At 66.0% G+C, this 16,460-nt stretch carries 20 protein-coding genes and 1 tRNA gene; 16 read left to right on the top strand and 5 right to left on the bottom strand.

Annotation, left to right across the window (positions count from 1 at the left end):
* Nucleotides 1–315 (top strand): ISAs1 family transposase (locus BMY22_RS16585; RefSeq protein ID WP_143068518.1); only part of this gene is annotated, 315 nt, incomplete at its 5' end.
* A gap of 97 nt (nt 316–412) precedes the next feature.
* Here BMY22_RS16585 and BMY22_RS16580 read toward each other — a convergent pair.
* The 4 genes from BMY22_RS16580 to BMY22_RS16570 form a co-directional block, all read right to left on the bottom strand.
* On the bottom strand, nt 413–1,612 hold the full coding sequence (locus BMY22_RS16580; protein ID WP_090623922.1) for a tyrosine-type recombinase/integrase: 1,200 nt from the start codon (nt 1,610–1,612) through the stop codon (nt 413–415).
* Nucleotides 1,599–1,871 carry a hypothetical protein gene (locus BMY22_RS24690; RefSeq protein ID WP_208599313.1) on the bottom strand — a complete coding sequence of 91 codons (273 nt, stop codon included), beginning with the start codon at nt 1,869–1,871 and terminating at the stop codon, nt 1,599–1,601. Before BMY22_RS24690 ends, BMY22_RS16580 begins: the two co-directional genes overlap by 14 nt.
* Complete coding sequence (locus BMY22_RS25400; RefSeq protein WP_425265979.1) at nt 1,840–2,046, bottom strand: Arm DNA-binding domain-containing protein; 207 nt, start codon at nt 2,044–2,046, stop codon at nt 1,840–1,842. Before BMY22_RS25400 ends, BMY22_RS24690 begins: the two co-directional genes overlap by 32 nt.
* A 162-nt stretch (nt 2,047–2,208) precedes the next feature.
* Nucleotides 2,209–2,295: transfer RNA gene (locus BMY22_RS16570), tRNA-Leu, on the bottom strand.
* Between the two features lie 110 nt (nt 2,296–2,405).
* Between BMY22_RS16570 and queA the strand changes: the two genes are divergently transcribed.
* The 6 genes from queA (at nt 2,406) to BMY22_RS16540 (ending at nt 8,452) form a co-directional block, all read left to right on the top strand.
* On the top strand, nt 2,406–3,455 hold the full coding sequence (gene queA / locus BMY22_RS16565; RefSeq protein WP_090623920.1) for a tRNA preQ1(34) S-adenosylmethionine ribosyltransferase-isomerase QueA: 1,050 nt from the start codon (nt 2,406–2,408) through the stop codon (nt 3,453–3,455).
* 5 nt (nt 3,456–3,460) lie between these two features.
* Nucleotides 3,461–4,576, top strand: coding sequence for a tRNA guanosine(34) transglycosylase Tgt (gene tgt / locus BMY22_RS16560; protein ID WP_090623926.1), 1,116 nt, complete (start codon nt 3,461–3,463; stop codon nt 4,574–4,576).
* 40 nt (nt 4,577–4,616) lie between these two features.
* A complete protein-coding gene (yajC, locus tag BMY22_RS16555; protein WP_039802399.1) occupies nt 4,617–4,952 on the top strand; it encodes a preprotein translocase subunit YajC in 336 nt (111 codons plus the stop codon).
* A 63-nt stretch (nt 4,953–5,015) separates the two neighbouring features.
* Nucleotides 5,016–6,884, top strand: coding sequence for a protein translocase subunit SecD (secD, locus tag BMY22_RS16550; RefSeq protein WP_090623919.1), 1,869 nt, complete (start codon nt 5,016–5,018; stop codon nt 6,882–6,884).
* Between the two features lie 10 nt (nt 6,885–6,894).
* Entirely contained in the window at nt 6,895–7,809 is a 915-nt protein-coding gene (secF, locus tag BMY22_RS16545) for a protein translocase subunit SecF (RefSeq protein WP_090623917.1), read from the top strand.
* A gap of 91 nt (nt 7,810–7,900) precedes the next feature.
* Nucleotides 7,901–8,452 carry a glycine zipper 2TM domain-containing protein gene (locus BMY22_RS16540; protein ID WP_090623916.1) on the top strand — a complete coding sequence of 184 codons (552 nt, stop codon included), beginning with the start codon at nt 7,901–7,903 and terminating at the stop codon, nt 8,450–8,452.
* A gap of 76 nt (nt 8,453–8,528) precedes the next feature.
* Here BMY22_RS16540 and suhB read toward each other — a convergent pair whose 3' ends face one another.
* Nucleotides 8,529–9,344 carry a type III secretion system regulator SuhB gene (suhB, locus tag BMY22_RS16535; protein ID WP_090623914.1) on the bottom strand — a complete coding sequence of 272 codons (816 nt, stop codon included), beginning with the start codon at nt 9,342–9,344 and terminating at the stop codon, nt 8,529–8,531.
* A gap of 141 nt (nt 9,345–9,485) precedes the next feature.
* On the opposite strand from suhB, the gene trmJ reads away from it, so the two are divergent.
* The 9 genes from trmJ (at nt 9,486) to fdx (ending at nt 16,456) form a co-directional block, all read left to right on the top strand.
* On the top strand, nt 9,486–10,262 hold the full coding sequence (gene trmJ / locus BMY22_RS16530) for a tRNA (cytosine(32)/uridine(32)-2'-O)-methyltransferase TrmJ (protein ID WP_090623925.1): 777 nt from the start codon (nt 9,486–9,488) through the stop codon (nt 10,260–10,262).
* Nucleotides 10,262–11,038, top strand: coding sequence for a serine O-acetyltransferase (gene cysE / locus BMY22_RS16525; RefSeq protein ID WP_090623913.1), 777 nt, complete (start codon nt 10,262–10,264; stop codon nt 11,036–11,038). Before trmJ ends, cysE begins: the two co-directional genes overlap by 1 nt.
* A gap of 119 nt (nt 11,039–11,157) precedes the next feature.
* Entirely contained in the window at nt 11,158–11,649 is a 492-nt protein-coding gene (gene iscR / locus BMY22_RS16520) for a Fe-S cluster assembly transcriptional regulator IscR (protein WP_090623911.1), read from the top strand.
* Between the two features lie 29 nt (nt 11,650–11,678).
* A complete protein-coding gene (locus BMY22_RS16515; protein ID WP_090623910.1) occupies nt 11,679–12,893 on the top strand; it encodes an IscS subfamily cysteine desulfurase in 1,215 nt (404 codons plus the stop codon).
* Between the two features lie 43 nt (nt 12,894–12,936).
* Complete coding sequence (iscU, locus tag BMY22_RS16510; protein WP_090623908.1) at nt 12,937–13,323, top strand: Fe-S cluster assembly scaffold IscU; 387 nt, start codon at nt 12,937–12,939, stop codon at nt 13,321–13,323.
* Between the two features lie 28 nt (nt 13,324–13,351).
* A complete protein-coding gene (gene iscA / locus BMY22_RS16505) occupies nt 13,352–13,675 on the top strand; it encodes an iron-sulfur cluster assembly protein IscA (RefSeq protein ID WP_090623907.1) in 324 nt (107 codons plus the stop codon).
* A 9-nt stretch (nt 13,676–13,684) separates the two neighbouring features.
* On the top strand, nt 13,685–14,206 hold the full coding sequence (gene hscB, locus BMY22_RS16500; protein WP_090623905.1) for a co-chaperone HscB: 522 nt from the start codon (nt 13,685–13,687) through the stop codon (nt 14,204–14,206).
* A gap of 42 nt (nt 14,207–14,248) precedes the next feature.
* A complete protein-coding gene (gene hscA, locus BMY22_RS16495; RefSeq protein WP_090623904.1) occupies nt 14,249–16,114 on the top strand; it encodes a Fe-S protein assembly chaperone HscA in 1,866 nt (621 codons plus the stop codon).
* Between the two features lie 3 nt (nt 16,115–16,117).
* On the top strand, nt 16,118–16,456 hold the full coding sequence (fdx, locus tag BMY22_RS16490) for an ISC system 2Fe-2S type ferredoxin (RefSeq protein ID WP_090623902.1): 339 nt from the start codon (nt 16,118–16,120) through the stop codon (nt 16,454–16,456).
* Nucleotides 16,457–16,460: the final 4 nt, after the last annotated feature.

Here is a 16,460-nt window from a genome sequence, read left to right as displayed (position 1 = left end):
CTGCAGGGCAAGGTTTCGCATGAGCGGCGTTACTACATCAGCAGCCTGGTGCCGGATGCCGAGCGACTGGCATCGGCGATCCGCCAGCATTGGGGCATCGAGAACCGCGTGCACTGGTGCCTGGACGTGGTGTTTGCCGATGACCTGATGCGCGCGCGTACCGCCCATGCGGCCCATAACCTGGCGACGCTGAAGCGACTGGCGCTGAACCTGCTCCGCCTGGACCCGAGCCAGCGCAAGGGCAGCCTCAAGACTCGTCGGCTCATCGCCAACACCTCGGATGACTATCGGGCCGAGCTTCTGGGACTCAAATGAGAATGCTTGGCTTCGTGCGATAGCCCTGCGCCAGAACCGTAAACCCGAGTGATCCAGGTGGGTCATTATTACTTCGGCAAATGAGGGCCAAAGTGGGTCAGTTTTCAGTCGGCGTTGACATCTTGATGCTCACCACGTTGGCGCCAGCACACAGCGCGTCTATCGAGTCGGCCCAGGCTTGCATCATGTCCCGGCGCTGCTCCAGGTAGGTGGCGTGGTTGTAGGTGTCGCGCATCTCGTCGGCATCGCCGTGGGCGAGCTGGCGCTCGATCCAGTCCCGGTTGTAACCGCGGCTGTTGAGTTCGGTACTCAGCAGGTGGCGGAAGCCGTGGCCGGTCTGGCGGCCCCGGTAGCCGGCATCGGCCAGGGCCTTGTTCACCGTGTTCTCGCTCATCGGGCGGGCGCTGTTGTTGCGACCGGCGAAGACCAGCGCGTAGCCCCCGGTGATCTCTTGCAGCTGGCGCAGGATGGCCACGGCCTGGCGGGGCAGGGGGACTACATGCGGGCGGCGGGCCTTCATGCGCTCTTTCGGGATCGTCCAGACGGCGGCCTCGAGGTCGAGCTCTGGCCAGGGGGCGGCGCGCAGCTCACCCGGGCGAACTCCGGTCAGCACCAGCAGGCGAATGGCGTGGCGGGTTAGGACGTTGATGCTGGCGCTCTCGATCTTGCCCAGCAGCTCGGGTAACTCGGCAAAGGTGACGTGTGGGTGATGGCGAGTGGCCGGCGCATGGGCCGCCACTACGTCCAGATCGGTGGCCGGGTTGGTGTTTACGCTGCCCTTGGCCAGCCCGAAGCGAAATATCTGGCTCAGCCACTGGCGGCATTTCTTGGCGACGTTGTGCGCGCCGCGGTCCTCGATCCCGCGCAGCAGCTCCACCAGCTCGGGGCGGGTGATCGCCTTCACCGGACGCTTCCCCAGGGCGGGCAGCAGGTCCGACGCCAGATAGGCGGCGGTCTTGTCGGCGGTGGACTTCGCCCAGCGCGGCGCCCGGTAGGCATGCCACTCCCGCGCCAGCGTCTCGAAGGTCAGGCCGTTGCTCTGCTGGGCCTCCTTGTCGGCCTGGCGCTCGGCGCCGGGGTCTTTGCCCTCGGCCAGCAGTTGGCGGGCTTTCTGTAGGCTGACAGCAGGGTAGGCGCCCAGGGCGAGCTTTTTCTCCTTGCCGGCCACCCGATACTTGAGCCGCCACAGCTTGGAGCCGTTCGGAGTGATTTCCAGGTACAGCCCTTGGGCGTCGCTCAGCTTGTAGGGCTTCTCTTTGGGCTTGGCGATCTTGATGGCACTGTCAGTCAGGGGCATAGCCATTGCTCTCCGGATCGGCAGCCAGCAGGAAGGCGCGGACGGCGGCGGTCTGCTCCGGCGTCAGGCGCAGTATCTGGTTGGGCGTTTCGATGGTCAGGGCGTTGTCCAGGGTCAGCACCAGGCGAAAGGCTTTTGCCCTTGCCCGTTGTGCTTGGCGCGCTGCCCGTTCTGTCTTGCGGACTTCGCTTGGATCGTTGCCAGCCGTGACCATGGTGCGGGCTTCGTCACGGGCTTGGATGGCCTGCTCCAGCGACACGGCAGGCTCCCATGCTCAGGCTCTTGGCTACCCCACCGAAGCGATAACGGAAGCGCCATTGCTTGGAGTCGCTCGGGTTTACCAGCAGGGCAAGCCCTTGGCCAATCGTGATCTTGTACGGCTTCGATTTCGCGGGTGCCGCTGCAAGGCTTGCAGCGTCTGGTTTTGCGTCCATTGTGGGGGCCTTTTCCTTGACCGAACTCAGAGGCCACCAATTAGGCCCCCAATTGTTTGGGCTTACAAGGGAAGGTATGGGAAGCATAGACAACAAAAAACCGGCTCAGAGGCCGGTTTTCTGGGGTTCCCGGTGCGTTTGGCAACGCTTGGGATAATGGTGTGGTGCCCCGGGAGAGACTCGAACTCTCACTCTGTCGCCAGAAACGGATTTTGAATCCGCCGCGTCTACCGATTCCGCCACCGAGGCACAATGGCGGCGCAGTATAGGGAGGCGGGCGGGTTGGGTCAATCGGGTTGCGTGGTCACCCGGAATAGTTTCCGGTAAGCTTTGCGCCCCGAAAAGCTGACCTTTCTGCCATGCGCGTCGCCGATTTCCATTTTGAACTTCCCGAGTCCCTGATTGCCCGCCATCCGCTGGCCGAGCGTCGTGCCAGTCGGCTGCTGGTGCTCGATGGGGCAAGCGGGGGGCTGGAGCACCGGCGCTTCGCCGATCTGCTCGATTATCTCCGGGCGGGCGATCTGATGGTGTTCAACGACACCCGGGTGATTCCCGCACGCCTGTTCGGGCAGAAGGCTACCGGCGGTAGGCTGGAAATCCTCGTCGAGCGGGTGCTGGACGACGACCGGGTACTCGCCCATGTGCGCGCCAGCAAGTCGCCCAAGCCCGGCTCGAAGATCCTCATCGAGGGCGGTGGCGAGGCACTGATGCTCGCCCGCCACGATGCCCTGTTCGAGCTGCGTTTCGACCAGAGCGTGCTGCCCCTGCTGGAGCGCGTCGGGCACATGCCGTTGCCTCCTTATATAGATCGCCCCGACGAGGCGGCCGACCGCGAGCGCTATCAGACGGTGTATGCCGAGCGCGCCGGTGCGGTGGCGGCGCCCACCGCCGGTCTGCACTTCGACGAGGGGCTGCTCGCGGCGATCCGCGAGAAGGGCGTGGATACCGCCTTCGTCACCCTGCACGTCGGTGCCGGCACCTTCCAGCCGGTGCGCGTCGAGCGCATCGAGGATCACCACATGCACCGCGAGTGGCTGGAAGTCGGCCCGGACGTGGTCGATGCCGTGGCGGCCTGTCGGGCCCGCGACGGCCGGGTGATCGCGGTCGGCACTACCAGCGTGCGTTCGCTGGAGAGCGCGGCGCGCGATGGCGTGCTCAAACCGTTCAGCGGCGATACCGACATCTTCATCTATCCGGGGCGGCCCTTTCATGTGGTCGATGCCTTGGTGACCAATTTCCATCTGCCCGAATCCACCCTGCTGATGCTGGTGTCGGCCTTCGCCGGGTATCCAGAGACCATGGCCGCCTATGCGGCTGCCGTGGAGCAGGGCTATCGCTTCTTCAGCTACGGCGATGCCATGTTCATCACCCGCAATCCCGCTCCCCGCGGTCCCGAGGAAACCCCATGAGCCATATGTCCTTCGAGTTGCTGGCCACCGACGGCAAGGCCCGCCGTGGTCGTCTGACCTTTCCCCGCGGGGTGGTCGAGACCCCGGCGTTCATGCCGGTGGGCACCTATGGCACGGTGAAGGGCATGCTGCCGCGCGACATCGAGGCGATCGGCGCGCAGATCATCCTCGGCAACACCTTCCACCTCTGGCTGCGGCCGGGCACCGAGGTGATCCGCCGGCACGGCGACCTGCACGACTTCATGCAGTGGCAGGGACCGATCCTCACCGATTCCGGCGGTTTTCAGGTGTTCAGCCTGGGGGCGCTGCGCAAGATCAAGGAGGAGGGTGTGTATTTCGCCTCGCCGGTGGACGGCGCCAAGGTGTTCATGGGGCCGGAGGAGTCGATGCAGGTGCAGCGCGAACTCGGCTCGGACATCGTGATGATCTTCGACGAGTGCACGCCCTATCCGGCCGACGAGGAGGTGGCGCGGCGCTCCATGGAGCTGTCGCTGCGCTGGGCGAAGCGCTCGAAGGTCGCCCACGAGGGCAGTCCGGCGGCGCTGTTCGGCATCGTCCAAGGCGGCATGCACGAGGATCTGCGCCTGCGCTCGCTGGAAGGGCTCGAGGAGATCGGCTTCGACGGCCTGGCTATCGGCGGTCTCTCGGTCGGCGAGCCGAAGGAGGAGATGATCCGCGTGCTGGATTTCCTGCCGCCGCAGCTGCCGGCCGACAAGCCGCGCTACCTGATGGGCGTGGGCAAGCCGGAGGATCTGGTCGAGGGCGTGCGCCGGGGGGTCGACATGTTCGACTGCGTGATGCCGACCCGCAATGCCCGCAACGGCCATCTGTTCGTCGATACGGGGGTGCTGAAGATCCGCAACGCGGTGCACCGGCACGACGAGTCGCCGTTGGACCCGGCCTGCGACTGTTACACCTGCAAACATTTCTCCCGCGCCTATCTGCATCATCTGGACAAATGCGGCGAAATGTTGGGCAGCATGTTGAATACAATCCACAACTTGCGGCATTACCAGCGTCTGATGGCTGGTTTGCGCGAGGCTATTCAACAGGGTAAATTGGCCGCCTTCGTCGATTCCTTCTACGCCCGGCGTGGTCTGCCGGTGCCGCCGCTGACTTGAGTCAGACGTCCTTTCCGAATCCTTCCAACAGGAGCGCTACATGAGTTTTCTGATTCCCGCCGCCTATGCCGAAGCCGCTGCTCCCGCAGGCGCCCCGCCGGGCACCGGTTTCGAGTGGATCTTTCTGGTCGGCTTCCTGGTCATCTTCTACTTCATGATCTGGCGTCCCCAGGCCAAGCGTGCCAAGGAGCACAAGAACCTGCTGGGCGGCCTGCAGAAAGGCGACGAAGTGGTGACCAGCGGCGGCATCGCCGGGCGGGTAAGCAAGGTGGCCGACGATTTCATCGTGCTGGAAGTCTCCGATACCGTGGAGCTGAAGATCCAGAAGGGCGCGATCGTCGCCTCCCTGCCCAAGGGCACCCTGAAAGCCATCTAAGCTCCACTCCCTTCATCCATGACGGGGCGCGCAAGGCGCCCCGCGTCTCAATCGGACGGCGTCATGCTCAACAAGTATCCCCTGTGGAAGTATCTGCTGATCCTGGCCGTGCTGCTGGTCGGCATCGTCTATTCCGCACCCAACCTCTTTCCCGACGACCCCGCCATCCAGATCAGTGGGGCAAGCACGGCCCGGCCGATCGGGCAGGGCGATCTCGAGCGTGTCGGCAAGGCGCTGGCCGAGGCCGGCATCGCCGTCAAGGCGAGCAGCCTGGCCAACGAAGGCAAGGCCGGGCTGCTGCGCCTGATCGACCAGGCGCAGCAGCTGAAGGCCAAGGACGTGGCGCGCAAGGTGCTCGGCGACGAGTACGTGGTGGCGCTGAACCTGGCCCCGACCACTCCCGGCTGGCTGCGCGCGCTGGGCGCCAGCCCGATGAAGCTGGGCCTGGACCTGTCCGGCGGCGTGCACTTCCTGCTCGAAGTGGATATGGACAAGGCGCTGGATGCGCGCCTGAAGGTATATGAAAGCGAAGTGAAGAGCCTGCTGCGCAAGGAGCATCAGCGCTACCGCAGCCTGCCGCAGCAGGACGGCGCCATTCAGCTGGGCTTTGCCGACAGGGAACAGCTGGAGCAGGCGCAGGCGTTGCTGCGCAAGAACTTCACCGATTTCGAGCAGAGTGCGGCCGAGCGCAACGACCAGCAGGTGCTGCGCCTGACGCTGACCCCGGCCAAGCTCGCGGAGATCCGCGAGTACTCGATCAAGCAGAACCTGACCACGGTGCGCAACCGGGTCAACGAGCTGGGCGTGTCCGAACCGTTGGTGCAGCGCCAGGGGGCCAATCGTATCGTGGTCGAGCTGCCCGGCGTGCAGGACACCGCCGAAGCCAAGCGGATTCTCGGCAAGACCGCCAACCTGGAGTTCCGCATGGCCGCCGAGCCCGATGCCGTGCGCGCCGCGACCGAGACCTTCGACTTCCGCGAGGGGGGGCGTCCGCCGGTGGCGCTGGAGCGCGGTCTGATCATCACTGGCGATCAGGTGACCGACGCCCAGGCCAGTTTCGACGAGAACGGTCGGCCGCAGGTGAACATCCGCCTCGACGGCCATGGCGGCGAGCTGATGAACCGGGCGACCCGTAACAGCGTCGGGCGCAGCATGGCGGTGCTGTTCATCGAGCAGAAGCCGGTGACCCGCTACGTCAAGCAGACGGTCGACGGCGTCGAGCAGGATGTGGCGGTCGATAGCTTCCGCGAGGAGAAGAAGATCATCAGTCTGGCGACCGTCCAGTCGGCGCTGGGCAGCCAGTTCCGCATCACCGGCCTCAACGGCCAGGGCGAGTCCTCGGAACTGGCGCTACTGCTGCGCGCTGGCGGCCTGGCGGCGCCGATGTACTTCGCCGAGGAGCGCACCCTGGGCCCGAGTCTGGGCGCGGAGAACGTCCAGCTGGGCATCCAGGCCTCGCTGTGGGGCTTCCTCTTCGTCGGCCTGTTCATTCTGGTCATCTACAAGTTCTTCGGCCTGCTGGCCACCGTGGCGCTGGCCTTCAACATGGTGCTGCTGGTGGCGCTGATGTCGTTGCTCGGCGCGACCCTGACCCTGCCGGGGATCGCCGGCATCGTCCTGACCATGGGCATGGCGGTGGATGCCAACGTGCTGATCTTCTCGCGCATCCGCGAGGAGATCGCCAACGGTCTGTCGATCCAGCGAGCCATCCACGAGGGCTTCGACCGTGCCTTCTCGGCGATTCTCGACGGCAACCTGACCACCCTGCTGGTGGGCGGGATCCTCTTCGCCATGGGCACCGGGCCGGTCAAGGGCTTCGCTGTGACCATGTCGCTGGGGATCGCTACCTCCATGTTCACCGCCATCATGGTGACCCGCGGCATGGTCAACCTGATCTACGGTGGCCGCGATCTGAAGAAACTGTGGATTTGAGGGGTTCGGCATGAAACGCGTAATCAATTTCATGGGCATCCGCCGGGCGGCCTTCATCGCCACCCTGGCGGTGACCTTGGTGTCCCTGGCCAGCCTGGCGATTCGGGGTCTGAATTTCGGCCTGGACTTCACCGGCGGCACCCTCATCGAGCTGACCTACGAGCGCCCCGTCGAGCTGGCGAGCGTGCGTGCCGAACTGAGCGAGGCCGGTTACGGCGATGCCCTGGTGCAGAGTTTCGGGGCGACCACCGACGTGCTGGTGCGCCTGAAGGGCGACGATCCGCATCTGGGCGAGAAGGTGGCGACGGCGCTGCGTCAGTCCGCTGTCGACAACCCGATGACGGTCAAGCGTGCCGAGTTCGTCGGCCCGGCGGTGGGCGAGGAGCTGCGCGACCAGGGAGGGCTGGGCATGCTGCTGGCGCTGCTCGGCATCCTGGTCTACGTGGCTTTCCGCTTCCAGTGGAAGTTCGGCTGTGGCGCGGTGCTGTCCCTGTTCCACGACGTCATCGTCACCCTCGGCGTGTTCTCCCTCTTCCAGATCCCCTTCGATCTCACCGTGCTGGCGGCGGTGCTGGCAATCATCGGCTATTCGCTGAACGACACCATCGTGGTGTTCGACCGTATCCGCGAGAACTTCCGCCTGCTGCGCAAGGCCGAGCTGGTCGAGAACATCAACATCTCCACGACCCAGACGCTGCTGCGGACCATGGCGACCTCGATCTCCACCCTGCTGGCGGTGTTGGCGCTGATGCTGTTCGGCGGCGAGGCGCTCTGGGGCTTCTCCCTGGCGCTGTTCATCGGCGTGGCGGCGGGGACCTATTCCTCGGTGTATATCGCCAACATCTCGCTGATCTGGCTGAAGCTGACCCGCGACGACCTGATTCCTCCGGCTGTCGAGGAGAGCAAGGCGGACCTGCGCCCCTGAGGTCGGGCAAAGCGGAACCGCCAAATGGGACGGCGGTCCAACTGTCGGCGCCCTCCGTCAGCGGTGGGTTGAGCGCAGGCAGGAGACCGTGATGAGCAAGGCAATGATCGTGGGGGTGGTGCTCGGTGCGGTGGGGCTGATGGCGAGTGGGGTGGTGTCCGCCTACCCCTTGGACGAGCGCGAGCCGGAATACGCCGACGTGCTGGCGGTGCAGCCGATCAGGGATGACGGCGGAGCGCCGCGGGAGGCCTGCCGGGAGGTCGAGGTGAGCCGCCCGGCCCAGGTAGCGGATCAGCATCAGATCGCCGGCACGCTGATCGGTGCGGTGGCGGGTGGCCTGCTGGGTAGCCAGATCGGTAGCGGCGGTGGAAAGAAGCTCGCCGCCGTGGCTGGGGCGGTCGCCGGCGGTTATGCCGGCAACAAGATTCAGGAAACCATGCAGGCTCGCAATACCCAGGCCGGCCCCGAAACCCGCTGCGATAGCGTGGCGGATGGAGACGACGGGGTGGTCGGCTACGACGTGAAATACCGTCTGGGCCAGGAGGTCGGCTGGGTGCGCATGGATCACCAGCCCGGCGCGCGAATCCCGGTGCGCAACGGTCGGCTGCTGCTGACCCGCGAGGAGACGTCCGCCGTGTGGTAGGCGGCCGGTCCGGCCGTGTCTTTTCAGGTCAATAAAAAACCCGCAATTGCGGGTTTTTTATTTTGCCGCTGTCGCTTCAGCGCTTCAGCGCGTGCGGCAGGTGCGGCTGGATGGCGGTCAGCACGGCCTTGAAGCACTTGGTATTGCCGGCTACCACATGGCCCTTCTCGAGGAATTCGTGACCGCCGGTGAAGTCGCTCACCAGGCCGCCCGCTTCCTGGATCAGCAGGGCGCCGGCGGCCATGTCCCATTCGGACAGGCCGAACTCCCAGAAGGCGTCGTAGCGGCCGGCGGCGACGTAGGCCAGGTCCAGGCTGGCGGCGCCGGCACGGCGGATGCCGGCGGTCTGGCCGGTCAGTGCGCGGAACATGCCCAGGTAGTTGTCGAGGTATTCGAGCTGGCCGTCGCGGAACGGGAAGCCAGTGCCCAGCAGGGCGCCGTCCAGGCTCTTGCGCGGGCTGACGCGGATGCGCCGGCCGTTGAGGGCGGCGCCGCGGCCACGGCTGGCGGTGAACTCCTCCTGGCGGATGGGGTCGAGCACCACGGCGTGCTCCAGGCGACCCTTGTGCTTGCAGGCGATGCTCACGGCGTAGTGCGGCACGCCGCGCAGGAAGTTGGTGGTGCCGTCCAGTGGGTCGATGATCCACTGGTAGTCGGCGCCCTCGCCGCTGCCCGGTAGCAGCCCGCCTTCCTCGCCGAGGATGGTGTGGTTCGGGTAGGCCTTGCGCAGGGTGGCGATGATGGTCTGCTCCGCCGCGCGATCCACTTCGCTGACGTAGTCCTTGGCGTCCTTCTCGTCGACCGAGATGACGTCCAGGCGTTCGATGGAGCGGAAGATCAGTTCGCCGGCGCTGCGGGCCGCGCGCAGCGCGATATTCAGCATGGGCTGCATGGAGGTTCACCTGGGTCGTTAAAGAAAGCCGGCCATACTAGCAGAAACGGGTGGGCTATGCAGTGGCCGGGGTCGCGTGGCGTTCGCTACCCGGCTTCTGTAAGATTCCAGCCCCTTCGACCGTGTAGCCTTGTGGAGCTGGTGTTGCTGCAGAACATTCGCGTCGTCCTGGTGAATACCAGCCATCCCGGCAATATCGGCGGGGCAGCCCGCGCCATGAAGAACATGGGGCTGAGCCGCCTCTATCTGGTCGATCCCGAGGACTTTCCGAGTAGCGAGGCGGTTGCCCGGGCCTCCGGCGCCACCGATATTCTGGAGGGCGCGCAGGTGGTCGCCACCCTGGAGGAGGCGCTGGTCGGCTGCAGCCTGGCGCTCGGCACCAGTGCCCGCGAGCGGCGGATTCCCTGGCCGCTGGTGGACCCGCGCGAGTGCGCGACAACCTGTCTGGAGCAGGTCGGGCAGGGCGCCGAGGTGGCTCTGGTGTTCGGCCGCGAGTACGCCGGGTTGACCAACGAGGAGCTGCAGCGCTGCCAGTTCCATGTGCACATTCCTTCCGATCCTGCGTTCAGTTCGCTCAATCTGGCGGCGGCGGTCCAAGTGCTGGCCTACGAGGTGCGTATGGCCTGGCTGGCGGCCGAGGGCCTGCCGAGCAAGCAGGAAAAACTGGAAACCACGGCGATGCTCAATGCCCAGCCGGCCACCATGGATGAGCTGGAGCTGTTCTACGGGCATCTGGAGGGCACTCTGGTGGAGATCGGCTTCCTCGACCCGGAAAAGCCGCGCCACCTGATGTCGCGCCTGCGTCGGCTGTACGGGCGCAGCGGCATCAGCAAGCTGGAGATGAATATCCTGCGCGGCATCCTGACGGAAACCCAGAAGGCGGCCCGCGGCGAGGCCCATACGCGGAGAAAGCAGTGATGTTCGAGCGCATGCGAGAAGATATCCGGAGCGTTTTCCGTCGCGATCCTGCCGCCCGTAATGCCCTCGAGGTGCTGATCTGCTATCCGGGGCTGCATGCCGTGTGGCTGCACCGGCTGGCGCACGGGCTGTGGTGCGCCGACTGGAAGCTGCTGGCGCGACTGGTCTCGCATGTGAGTCGCTGGTTGACCGGTATCGAGATCCATCCGGGGGCGCGAATCGGCCGGCGCTTTTTCATCGACCACGGCATGGGCGTGGTGATCGGCGAGACCGCCGAGATCGGCGACGACGTCACCCTCTACCATGGCGTGACCCTGGGCGGCACCAGCTGGAACAAGGGCAAGCGCCACCCGACCCTGGAGGATGGGGTGGTCGTCGGTGCCGGGGCGAAGATCCTCGGTCCCTTCACCGTCGGCGCCGGCGCCAAGATCGGGTCCAACGCCGTGGTGACCCGGGCGGTGCCGGCCGGCGCCACGGCGGTGGGGATTCCCGGGCGCATCATTGCCCGGTCGGACGACGAGCAGGAAGCCAGGCGCCAGGCGCTCGCCGAGAAGTACGGCTTCGACGCCTACGCCCTTGGCCAGAGCATGCCGGACCCGGTGGCGCACGCCATCGGCCAGTTGCTCGACCATCTGCAGGCGGTCGACGAGCGCCTCGAGGGCATGTGCCAGGCGCTCAAGGCGCTGGGCAGCGATTACTGTGCGAAGGAGCTGCCCGCGCTGCGCGAGGAGGATTTCGCCGGGGTCAAGGAGGAGGGCGGCAAGCCGCCAGCCTGATCTCTGCGCGCCGGCCGCCGGGGCAGAGCAATTCCGAGTAAATTGGAAGGATTTATAGTTGATCCTGGTACTCGGGTATTGCATACTGGACGCAAATCAGCGATTCCCTGGTAGCGATCATGCGACTGACAACCAAGGGCCGGTATGCCGTCACGGCCATGCTCGATCTGGCTCTGCACGCCCAGAGCGGCCCCGTCTCCCTCGCCGATATTTCCGAGCGCCAGGGCATTTCCCTTTCCTATCTGGAGCAGTTGTTCGCCAAGCTGCGGCGCAACAGCCTGGTGACCAGCGTCCGCGGTCCCGGCGGCGGCTACCAGCTGTCCCGCGGCATGGCCGACATCCAGGTGGCCGAAGTCATCGACGCGGTCAACGAGTCGGTGGATGTGACCCGCTGCCAGGGTGATCGCGGCTGCCATTCGGGGGAGGTCTGCCTGACCCATTACCTCTGGTGCGACCTCAGTCACCAGATCCACGAATTTCTCAGCGGCATCAGCCTGGCCGACCTGGTCGCCCGCAGCGACGTCCAGGATCTCGCCCGCCTGCAGGATCGGCGCCAGGGCGGCTGCCCGCTGCCGCGTGCCGAAAAGATCGAAGCGTCCGCCATCGAATGAGTCGGATGCCAGCCCGACAGGAGAGCCTCATGAAGTTGCCGATTTACCTGGATTATTCCGCCACCACCCCGGTCGACCCGCGGGTGGCGCAGAAGATGAGCGAGTGCCTGACCATGGACGGCAATTTCGGCAATCCGGCCTCGCGCTCCCACCTCTTTGGCTGGAAAGCCGAGGAGGCGGTGGAGAACGCCCGCCGGCAGGTGGCGGAGCTGGTCAACGCCGACCCGCGGGAAATCGTCTGGACCTCCGGCGCGACCGAGTCCGACAACCTGGCGATCAAGGGCATCGCGCATTTCTACGCGAGCAAGGGCAAGCACATCGTCACCTCGAAGATCGAGCACAAAGCGGTGCTGGACACCACTCGCCAACTCGAGCGCGAAGGCTTCGAGGTGACCTATCTCGAGCCCGGCGAGGACGGCCTGATCACCCCGGCGATGGTCGAGGCGGCGCTACGCGACGACACCATCCTGGTCTCGGTGATGCACGTCAACAACGAGATCGGCACCATCAACGACATCGCCGCCATCGGCGAGCTGACCCGTTCCCGCGGCGTGCTGTACCACGTCGATGCGGCGCAGTCGACCGGCAAGGTGGCCATCGACCTGGAGAACCTGAAGGTCGACCTGATGTCCTTCTCCGCCCACAAGACCTATGGCCCCAAGGGCATCGGCGCGCTTTACGTGCGGCGCAAGCCGCGCGTGCGCCTGGAGGCGCAGATGCATGGCGGCGGCCACGAGCGCGGCATGCGCTCCGGCACCCTGGCGACCCATCAGATCGTCGGCATGGGCGAAGCCTTCCGCATCGCCAAGGAAGAGATGGCCGCCGAAAGCCGGCGCATCGCCGCCCTCAGTCGGCGCTTCCACGAGCAGGTCGGCACCCTCGAGGAGCTCTACCTGAACGGCAGCGCCACGGCGCGAGTGCCGCACAACCTCAACCTCAGCTTCAACTATGTGGAAGGCGAGTCGCTGATCATGGCGCTCAAGGATCTGGCGGTTTCCTCGGGGTCGGCCTGCACCTCGGCTTCCCTGGAGCCGTCCTACGTGCTGCGCGCCCTGGGCCGCAACGACGAGCTGGCGCACAGCTCGATCCGCTTCACCTTCGGCCGCTTCACCACCGAGGAGGACGTCGACTACGCCGCGCAGAAGGTCTGCGAGGCGGTCAGCAAGCTGCGCGAGCTGTCGCCGCTCTGGGACATGTACAAGGAAGGGGTCGACCTGTCCAAGGTCGAGTGGCAGGCCCACTGATTCTCTTCCCCGAAATTGCCCGTGATTAACGAGGTGTTGCACCATGGCTTACAGTGAAAAGGTCATCGACCACTACGAAAACCCGCGCAACGTCGGCAAGCTCGACGCGGAGGACCCGGACGTCGGCACCGGCATGGTGGGCGCTCCGGCCTGCGGCGACGTGATGCGCCTGCAGATCAAGGTCAACGAGCAGGGCGTCATCGAGGACGCCAAGTTCAAGACCTACGGCTGCGGTTCGGCCATCGCCTCCAGCTCCCTGGCCACCGAGTGGATGAAGGGCAAGACCCTGGACGAGGCGGAAACCATCAAGAACACCCAGATCGCCGAAGAGTTGGCGTTGCCGCCGGTCAAGATCCATTGCTCGGTGCTGGCGGAGGATGCCATCAAGGCCGCCGTCCGCGACTACAAACACAAGAAAGGCTTGGCCTGAAACCATTCTGTCGAGTCAAGGAGTCCCAATGGCCATCACCATGACCGAAGCTGCCGCCCGCCATGTTCGCCGCTCCCTCGACGGGCGCGGCAAGGGCGCGGGTATCCGCCTGGGCGTCCGCACCAGCGGTTGTTCGGGCCTGGCCTACGTGCTGGAGTTCGTCGACGAGTTGGCGGGTGAAGACCAGGTATTCGAGAGCCATGGGGTCAAGGTGATCATCGATCCCAAGAGCCTGGTCTACCTGGACGGCACCGAGCTGGACTTCGTCCGCGAAGGACTCAACGAGGGCTTCAAGTTCAACAACCCGAACGTGCGTGGCGAGTGTGGCTGCGGCGAAAGCTTCAACATCTGAGGCAGCTGCATGGGTAACGCCAGCCACTTCGCCCTGTTCGACCTCAAGCCGGACTTTCGCCTGGACCTGGAAGGACTCGCGGCGCGCTATCGCGAGCGGGTGCGCCGGGTGCATCCCGACCGTTTCGCCGGGGCCTCCGAACGCGAGCAGCGCCTGGCGTTGGAGGAGTCGGCCCAGCTCAACGAGGCCTACCAGACGCTGAGGAGCCCGTCCCAGCGGGCCCGCTACCTGCTCGCCCTGCAGGGGGAGCAGATGCATCAGGAGACCACGGTGCAGGATCCGGCCTTCCTCATGCAGCAGATGGAGCTGCGCGAGGAACTGCAGGAGCTGCAGGAGGGTGCCGACCTGGGCGGGCTGGCGGCTTTCAAGCGCCGCCTCGGGCAGGCCCAGGAACAGCTCAACGAGGGCTTCGCCGCCTGTTGGGCCGATCCGCTCCGGCGCGACGAGGCCGAGCGCCTGGCGCGGCGCATGCAATTTCTCGACAAGCTCTCTGCCGAAGTCCGCCAGCTCGAAGAGCGTCTCGACGACTAACCCTGCGCCGCTCCGGCCGCGCCCCTCCGATAGTTGAATGCCATGGCCCTACTGCAGATCGCTGAACCCGGACAAAGCCCGCAACCTCACCAGCGCCGTCTGGCGGTGGGGATCGACCTGGGCACCACCAATTCGCTGGTCGCCGCGCTGCGCAGCAGTCTGGCCGAGTCGTTGGCGGACGCCGACGGGGAGGTGATCCTGCCCTCGGCGGTGCGCTACCGGGCCGATGGCCTGGTCGAGGTCGGCCGCAGGGCCAAGGCGGTCGCCGCCGGCGATCCGCTGAATACCGTGCTGTCGGTGAAGCGCCTGATGGGGCGCGGCATCGCCGATCTCACCCTGCTCGGCAAGCAACTGCCGTACCGCTTCGTCGAGGGCGAGTCGCACATGCCCTTCCTCGACACCGTGCAGGGCCCGAAAAGCCCGGTCGAGGTGTCGGCGGAGATCCTCAGGGTGCTGCGCCGGCGTGCCGAGGAGGCCCTCGGCGGCGAACTGGTCGGCGCGGTGATCACCGTACCGGCCTATTTCGACGAGGCCCAGCGCCAAGCCACCAAGGACGCCGCGCGGCTGGCAGGCCTCAACGTGCTGCGCCTGCTCAACGAGCCGACCGCGGCCGCGGTCGCCTACGGCCTCGACCGGCGCGCCGAAGGCGTGGTGGCAGTCTACGACCTGGGTGGCGGCACCTTCGACATCTCCATCCTGCGCCTGACCCAGGGGGTCTTCGAGGTGCTCGCCACTGGCGGCGACAGCGCCCTGGGCGGCGACGATTTCGATCATGCCATCGCCAACTGGATCGTCGAGCAGGCGGGGCTGTCCGCCGACCTTGATCCGGGTACCCAGCGTCACCTGCTGCAACTGGCCTGTGCGGCCAAGGAGGCGCTGAGTGAAAGCGGCTCGGTGGCGCTCGCCTGTGGCCCCTGGCAGGGCGAGCTATCCCGCGAGCATTTCGATGCGCTGATCGAGCCGCTGGTGGCGCGCAGCCTGAAGGCCTGCCGGCGGGCGTTGCGCGATGCCGAGATCGAGCTGGAGGATATTTCCGCGGTGGTCATGGTCGGCGGCTCTACCCGGGTGCCGCGGGTGCGCCAGGCGGTCGCCGAGCTGTTCGACCGTCCGCCGCTGACCGACATCGACCCCGACCAGGTGGTCGCCATCGGCGCGGCGCTGCAGGCCGATACCCTGGCCGGCAACGGGCGCGACGGCGAGGAATTGCTGCTGCTCGATGTCAATCCGCTGTCCCTGGGGCTGGAGACCATGGGCGGGCTGATGGAGAAAGTCATCCCGCGCAACACCACCCTTCCCGTGGCGCGGGCCCAGGACTTCACCACCTACAAGGACGGCCAGACGGCCATGCTGATCCATGTCCTGCAGGGCGAGCGCGAGCTGGTCAAGGACTGCCGTTCCCTGGCGCGCTTCGAGCTGCGCGGCATTCCGCCGATGGTGGCGGGAGCGGCGAAGATCCGCGTCACCTTTCAGGTCGACGCCGACGGTTTGCTCGGTGTCTCCGCTCGCGAGCTGGGCTCCGGCGTCGAGGCGAGCGTACAGGTCAAGCCGTCCTACGGACTGACCGACGGCGAGATCGCGCGGATGCTCAAGGACTCCTTCGAGCATGCCGGCGGCGACAAGGCGGCGCGCATGCTGCGCGAGCTGCAGGTCGAGGCGCAGCGGCTGCTGGAGGCGGTGCAGACTGCCCTGGAGGTGGACGGCGAAGCGCTGCTGAGCAGCGAGGAGCGAGTCGCCATCGAGGCGCAGATGCAGGCGCTGCGCGATGCGCTGGAGGCTCAGGACGGCGCCGTCATCGAACTGCATACCCGGCGCCTGGCGCAGGTTACCGACACCTTCGCCGCGCGGCGCATGGACGCCTCGGTGAAGGCTGCACTGGCCGGTCGCCGACTGAACGAAATCGAGGAGTGAGTGATGCCGCAGATCGTTTTTCTGCCCCATGAAGTGCAGTGTCCCGAAGGCAAGGTGGTCGAGGCCCGGCCCGGCGAGAGCATTCTCGACGTCGCCCTGCGCAACGACATCGAAATCGAGCATGCCTGCGAGATGTCCTGTGCCTGCACCACCTGTCACGTGATCGTGCGCGAGGGCTTCGATTCCCTGGAGCCGTCCGACGAGCTGGAGGACGATATGCTCGACAAGGCCTGGGGACTGGAGCCGGAATCGCGGCTATCCTGTCAGGCGAAGGTCGGCGAAGAGGATCTGGTGGTGGAGATTCCCCGCTATACCCTCAATCAGGTTTCGGAAAAGCACTGAGGGT

It is taken from the genome of Azotobacter beijerinckii (genome assembly GCF_900110885.1).
GTDB lineage: Bacteria > Pseudomonadota > Gammaproteobacteria > Pseudomonadales > Pseudomonadaceae > Azotobacter > Azotobacter beijerinckii.
Note: the sequence above shows the minus strand (reverse complement) of the source record. Positions and strands in the feature narration are given on the sequence as shown.

Excerpts from the sequence above, each read along its gene's own strand:
- BMY22_RS16580 (WP_090623922.1), bottom strand. The coding sequence starts at position 1,612 with ATGCCCCTGACTGACAGTGCCATCAAGATCGCCAAGCCCAAAGAGAAG.
- BMY22_RS25400 (WP_425265979.1), bottom strand. The coding sequence starts at position 2,046 with ATGGACGCAAAACCAGACGCTGCAAGCCTTGCAGCGGCACCCGCGAAA.
- queA (WP_090623920.1), top strand. The coding sequence starts at position 2,406 with ATGCGCGTCGCCGATTTCCATTTTGAACTTCCCGAGTCCCTGATTGCC.
- tgt (WP_090623926.1), top strand. The coding sequence starts at position 3,461 with ATGTCCTTCGAGTTGCTGGCCACCGACGGCAAGGCCCGCCGTGGTCGT.
- yajC (WP_039802399.1), top strand. The coding sequence starts at position 4,617 with ATGAGTTTTCTGATTCCCGCCGCCTATGCCGAAGCCGCTGCTCCCGCA.
- secD (WP_090623919.1), top strand. The coding sequence starts at position 5,016 with ATGCTCAACAAGTATCCCCTGTGGAAGTATCTGCTGATCCTGGCCGTG.
- secF (WP_090623917.1), top strand. The coding sequence starts at position 6,895 with ATGAAACGCGTAATCAATTTCATGGGCATCCGCCGGGCGGCCTTCATC.
- BMY22_RS16540 (WP_090623916.1), top strand. The coding sequence starts at position 7,901 with ATGAGCAAGGCAATGATCGTGGGGGTGGTGCTCGGTGCGGTGGGGCTG.
- suhB (WP_090623914.1), bottom strand. The coding sequence starts at position 9,344 with ATGCAGCCCATGCTGAATATCGCGCTGCGCGCGGCCCGCAGCGCCGGC.
- cysE (WP_090623913.1), top strand. The coding sequence starts at position 10,262 with ATGTTCGAGCGCATGCGAGAAGATATCCGGAGCGTTTTCCGTCGCGAT.
- iscR (WP_090623911.1), top strand. The coding sequence starts at position 11,158 with ATGCGACTGACAACCAAGGGCCGGTATGCCGTCACGGCCATGCTCGAT.
- BMY22_RS16515 (WP_090623910.1), top strand. The coding sequence starts at position 11,679 with ATGAAGTTGCCGATTTACCTGGATTATTCCGCCACCACCCCGGTCGAC.
- iscU (WP_090623908.1), top strand. The coding sequence starts at position 12,937 with ATGGCTTACAGTGAAAAGGTCATCGACCACTACGAAAACCCGCGCAAC.
- iscA (WP_090623907.1), top strand. The coding sequence starts at position 13,352 with ATGGCCATCACCATGACCGAAGCTGCCGCCCGCCATGTTCGCCGCTCC.
- hscB (WP_090623905.1), top strand. The coding sequence starts at position 13,685 with ATGGGTAACGCCAGCCACTTCGCCCTGTTCGACCTCAAGCCGGACTTT.
- hscA (WP_090623904.1), top strand. The coding sequence starts at position 14,249 with ATGGCCCTACTGCAGATCGCTGAACCCGGACAAAGCCCGCAACCTCAC.
- fdx (WP_090623902.1), top strand. The coding sequence starts at position 16,118 with ATGCCGCAGATCGTTTTTCTGCCCCATGAAGTGCAGTGTCCCGAAGGC.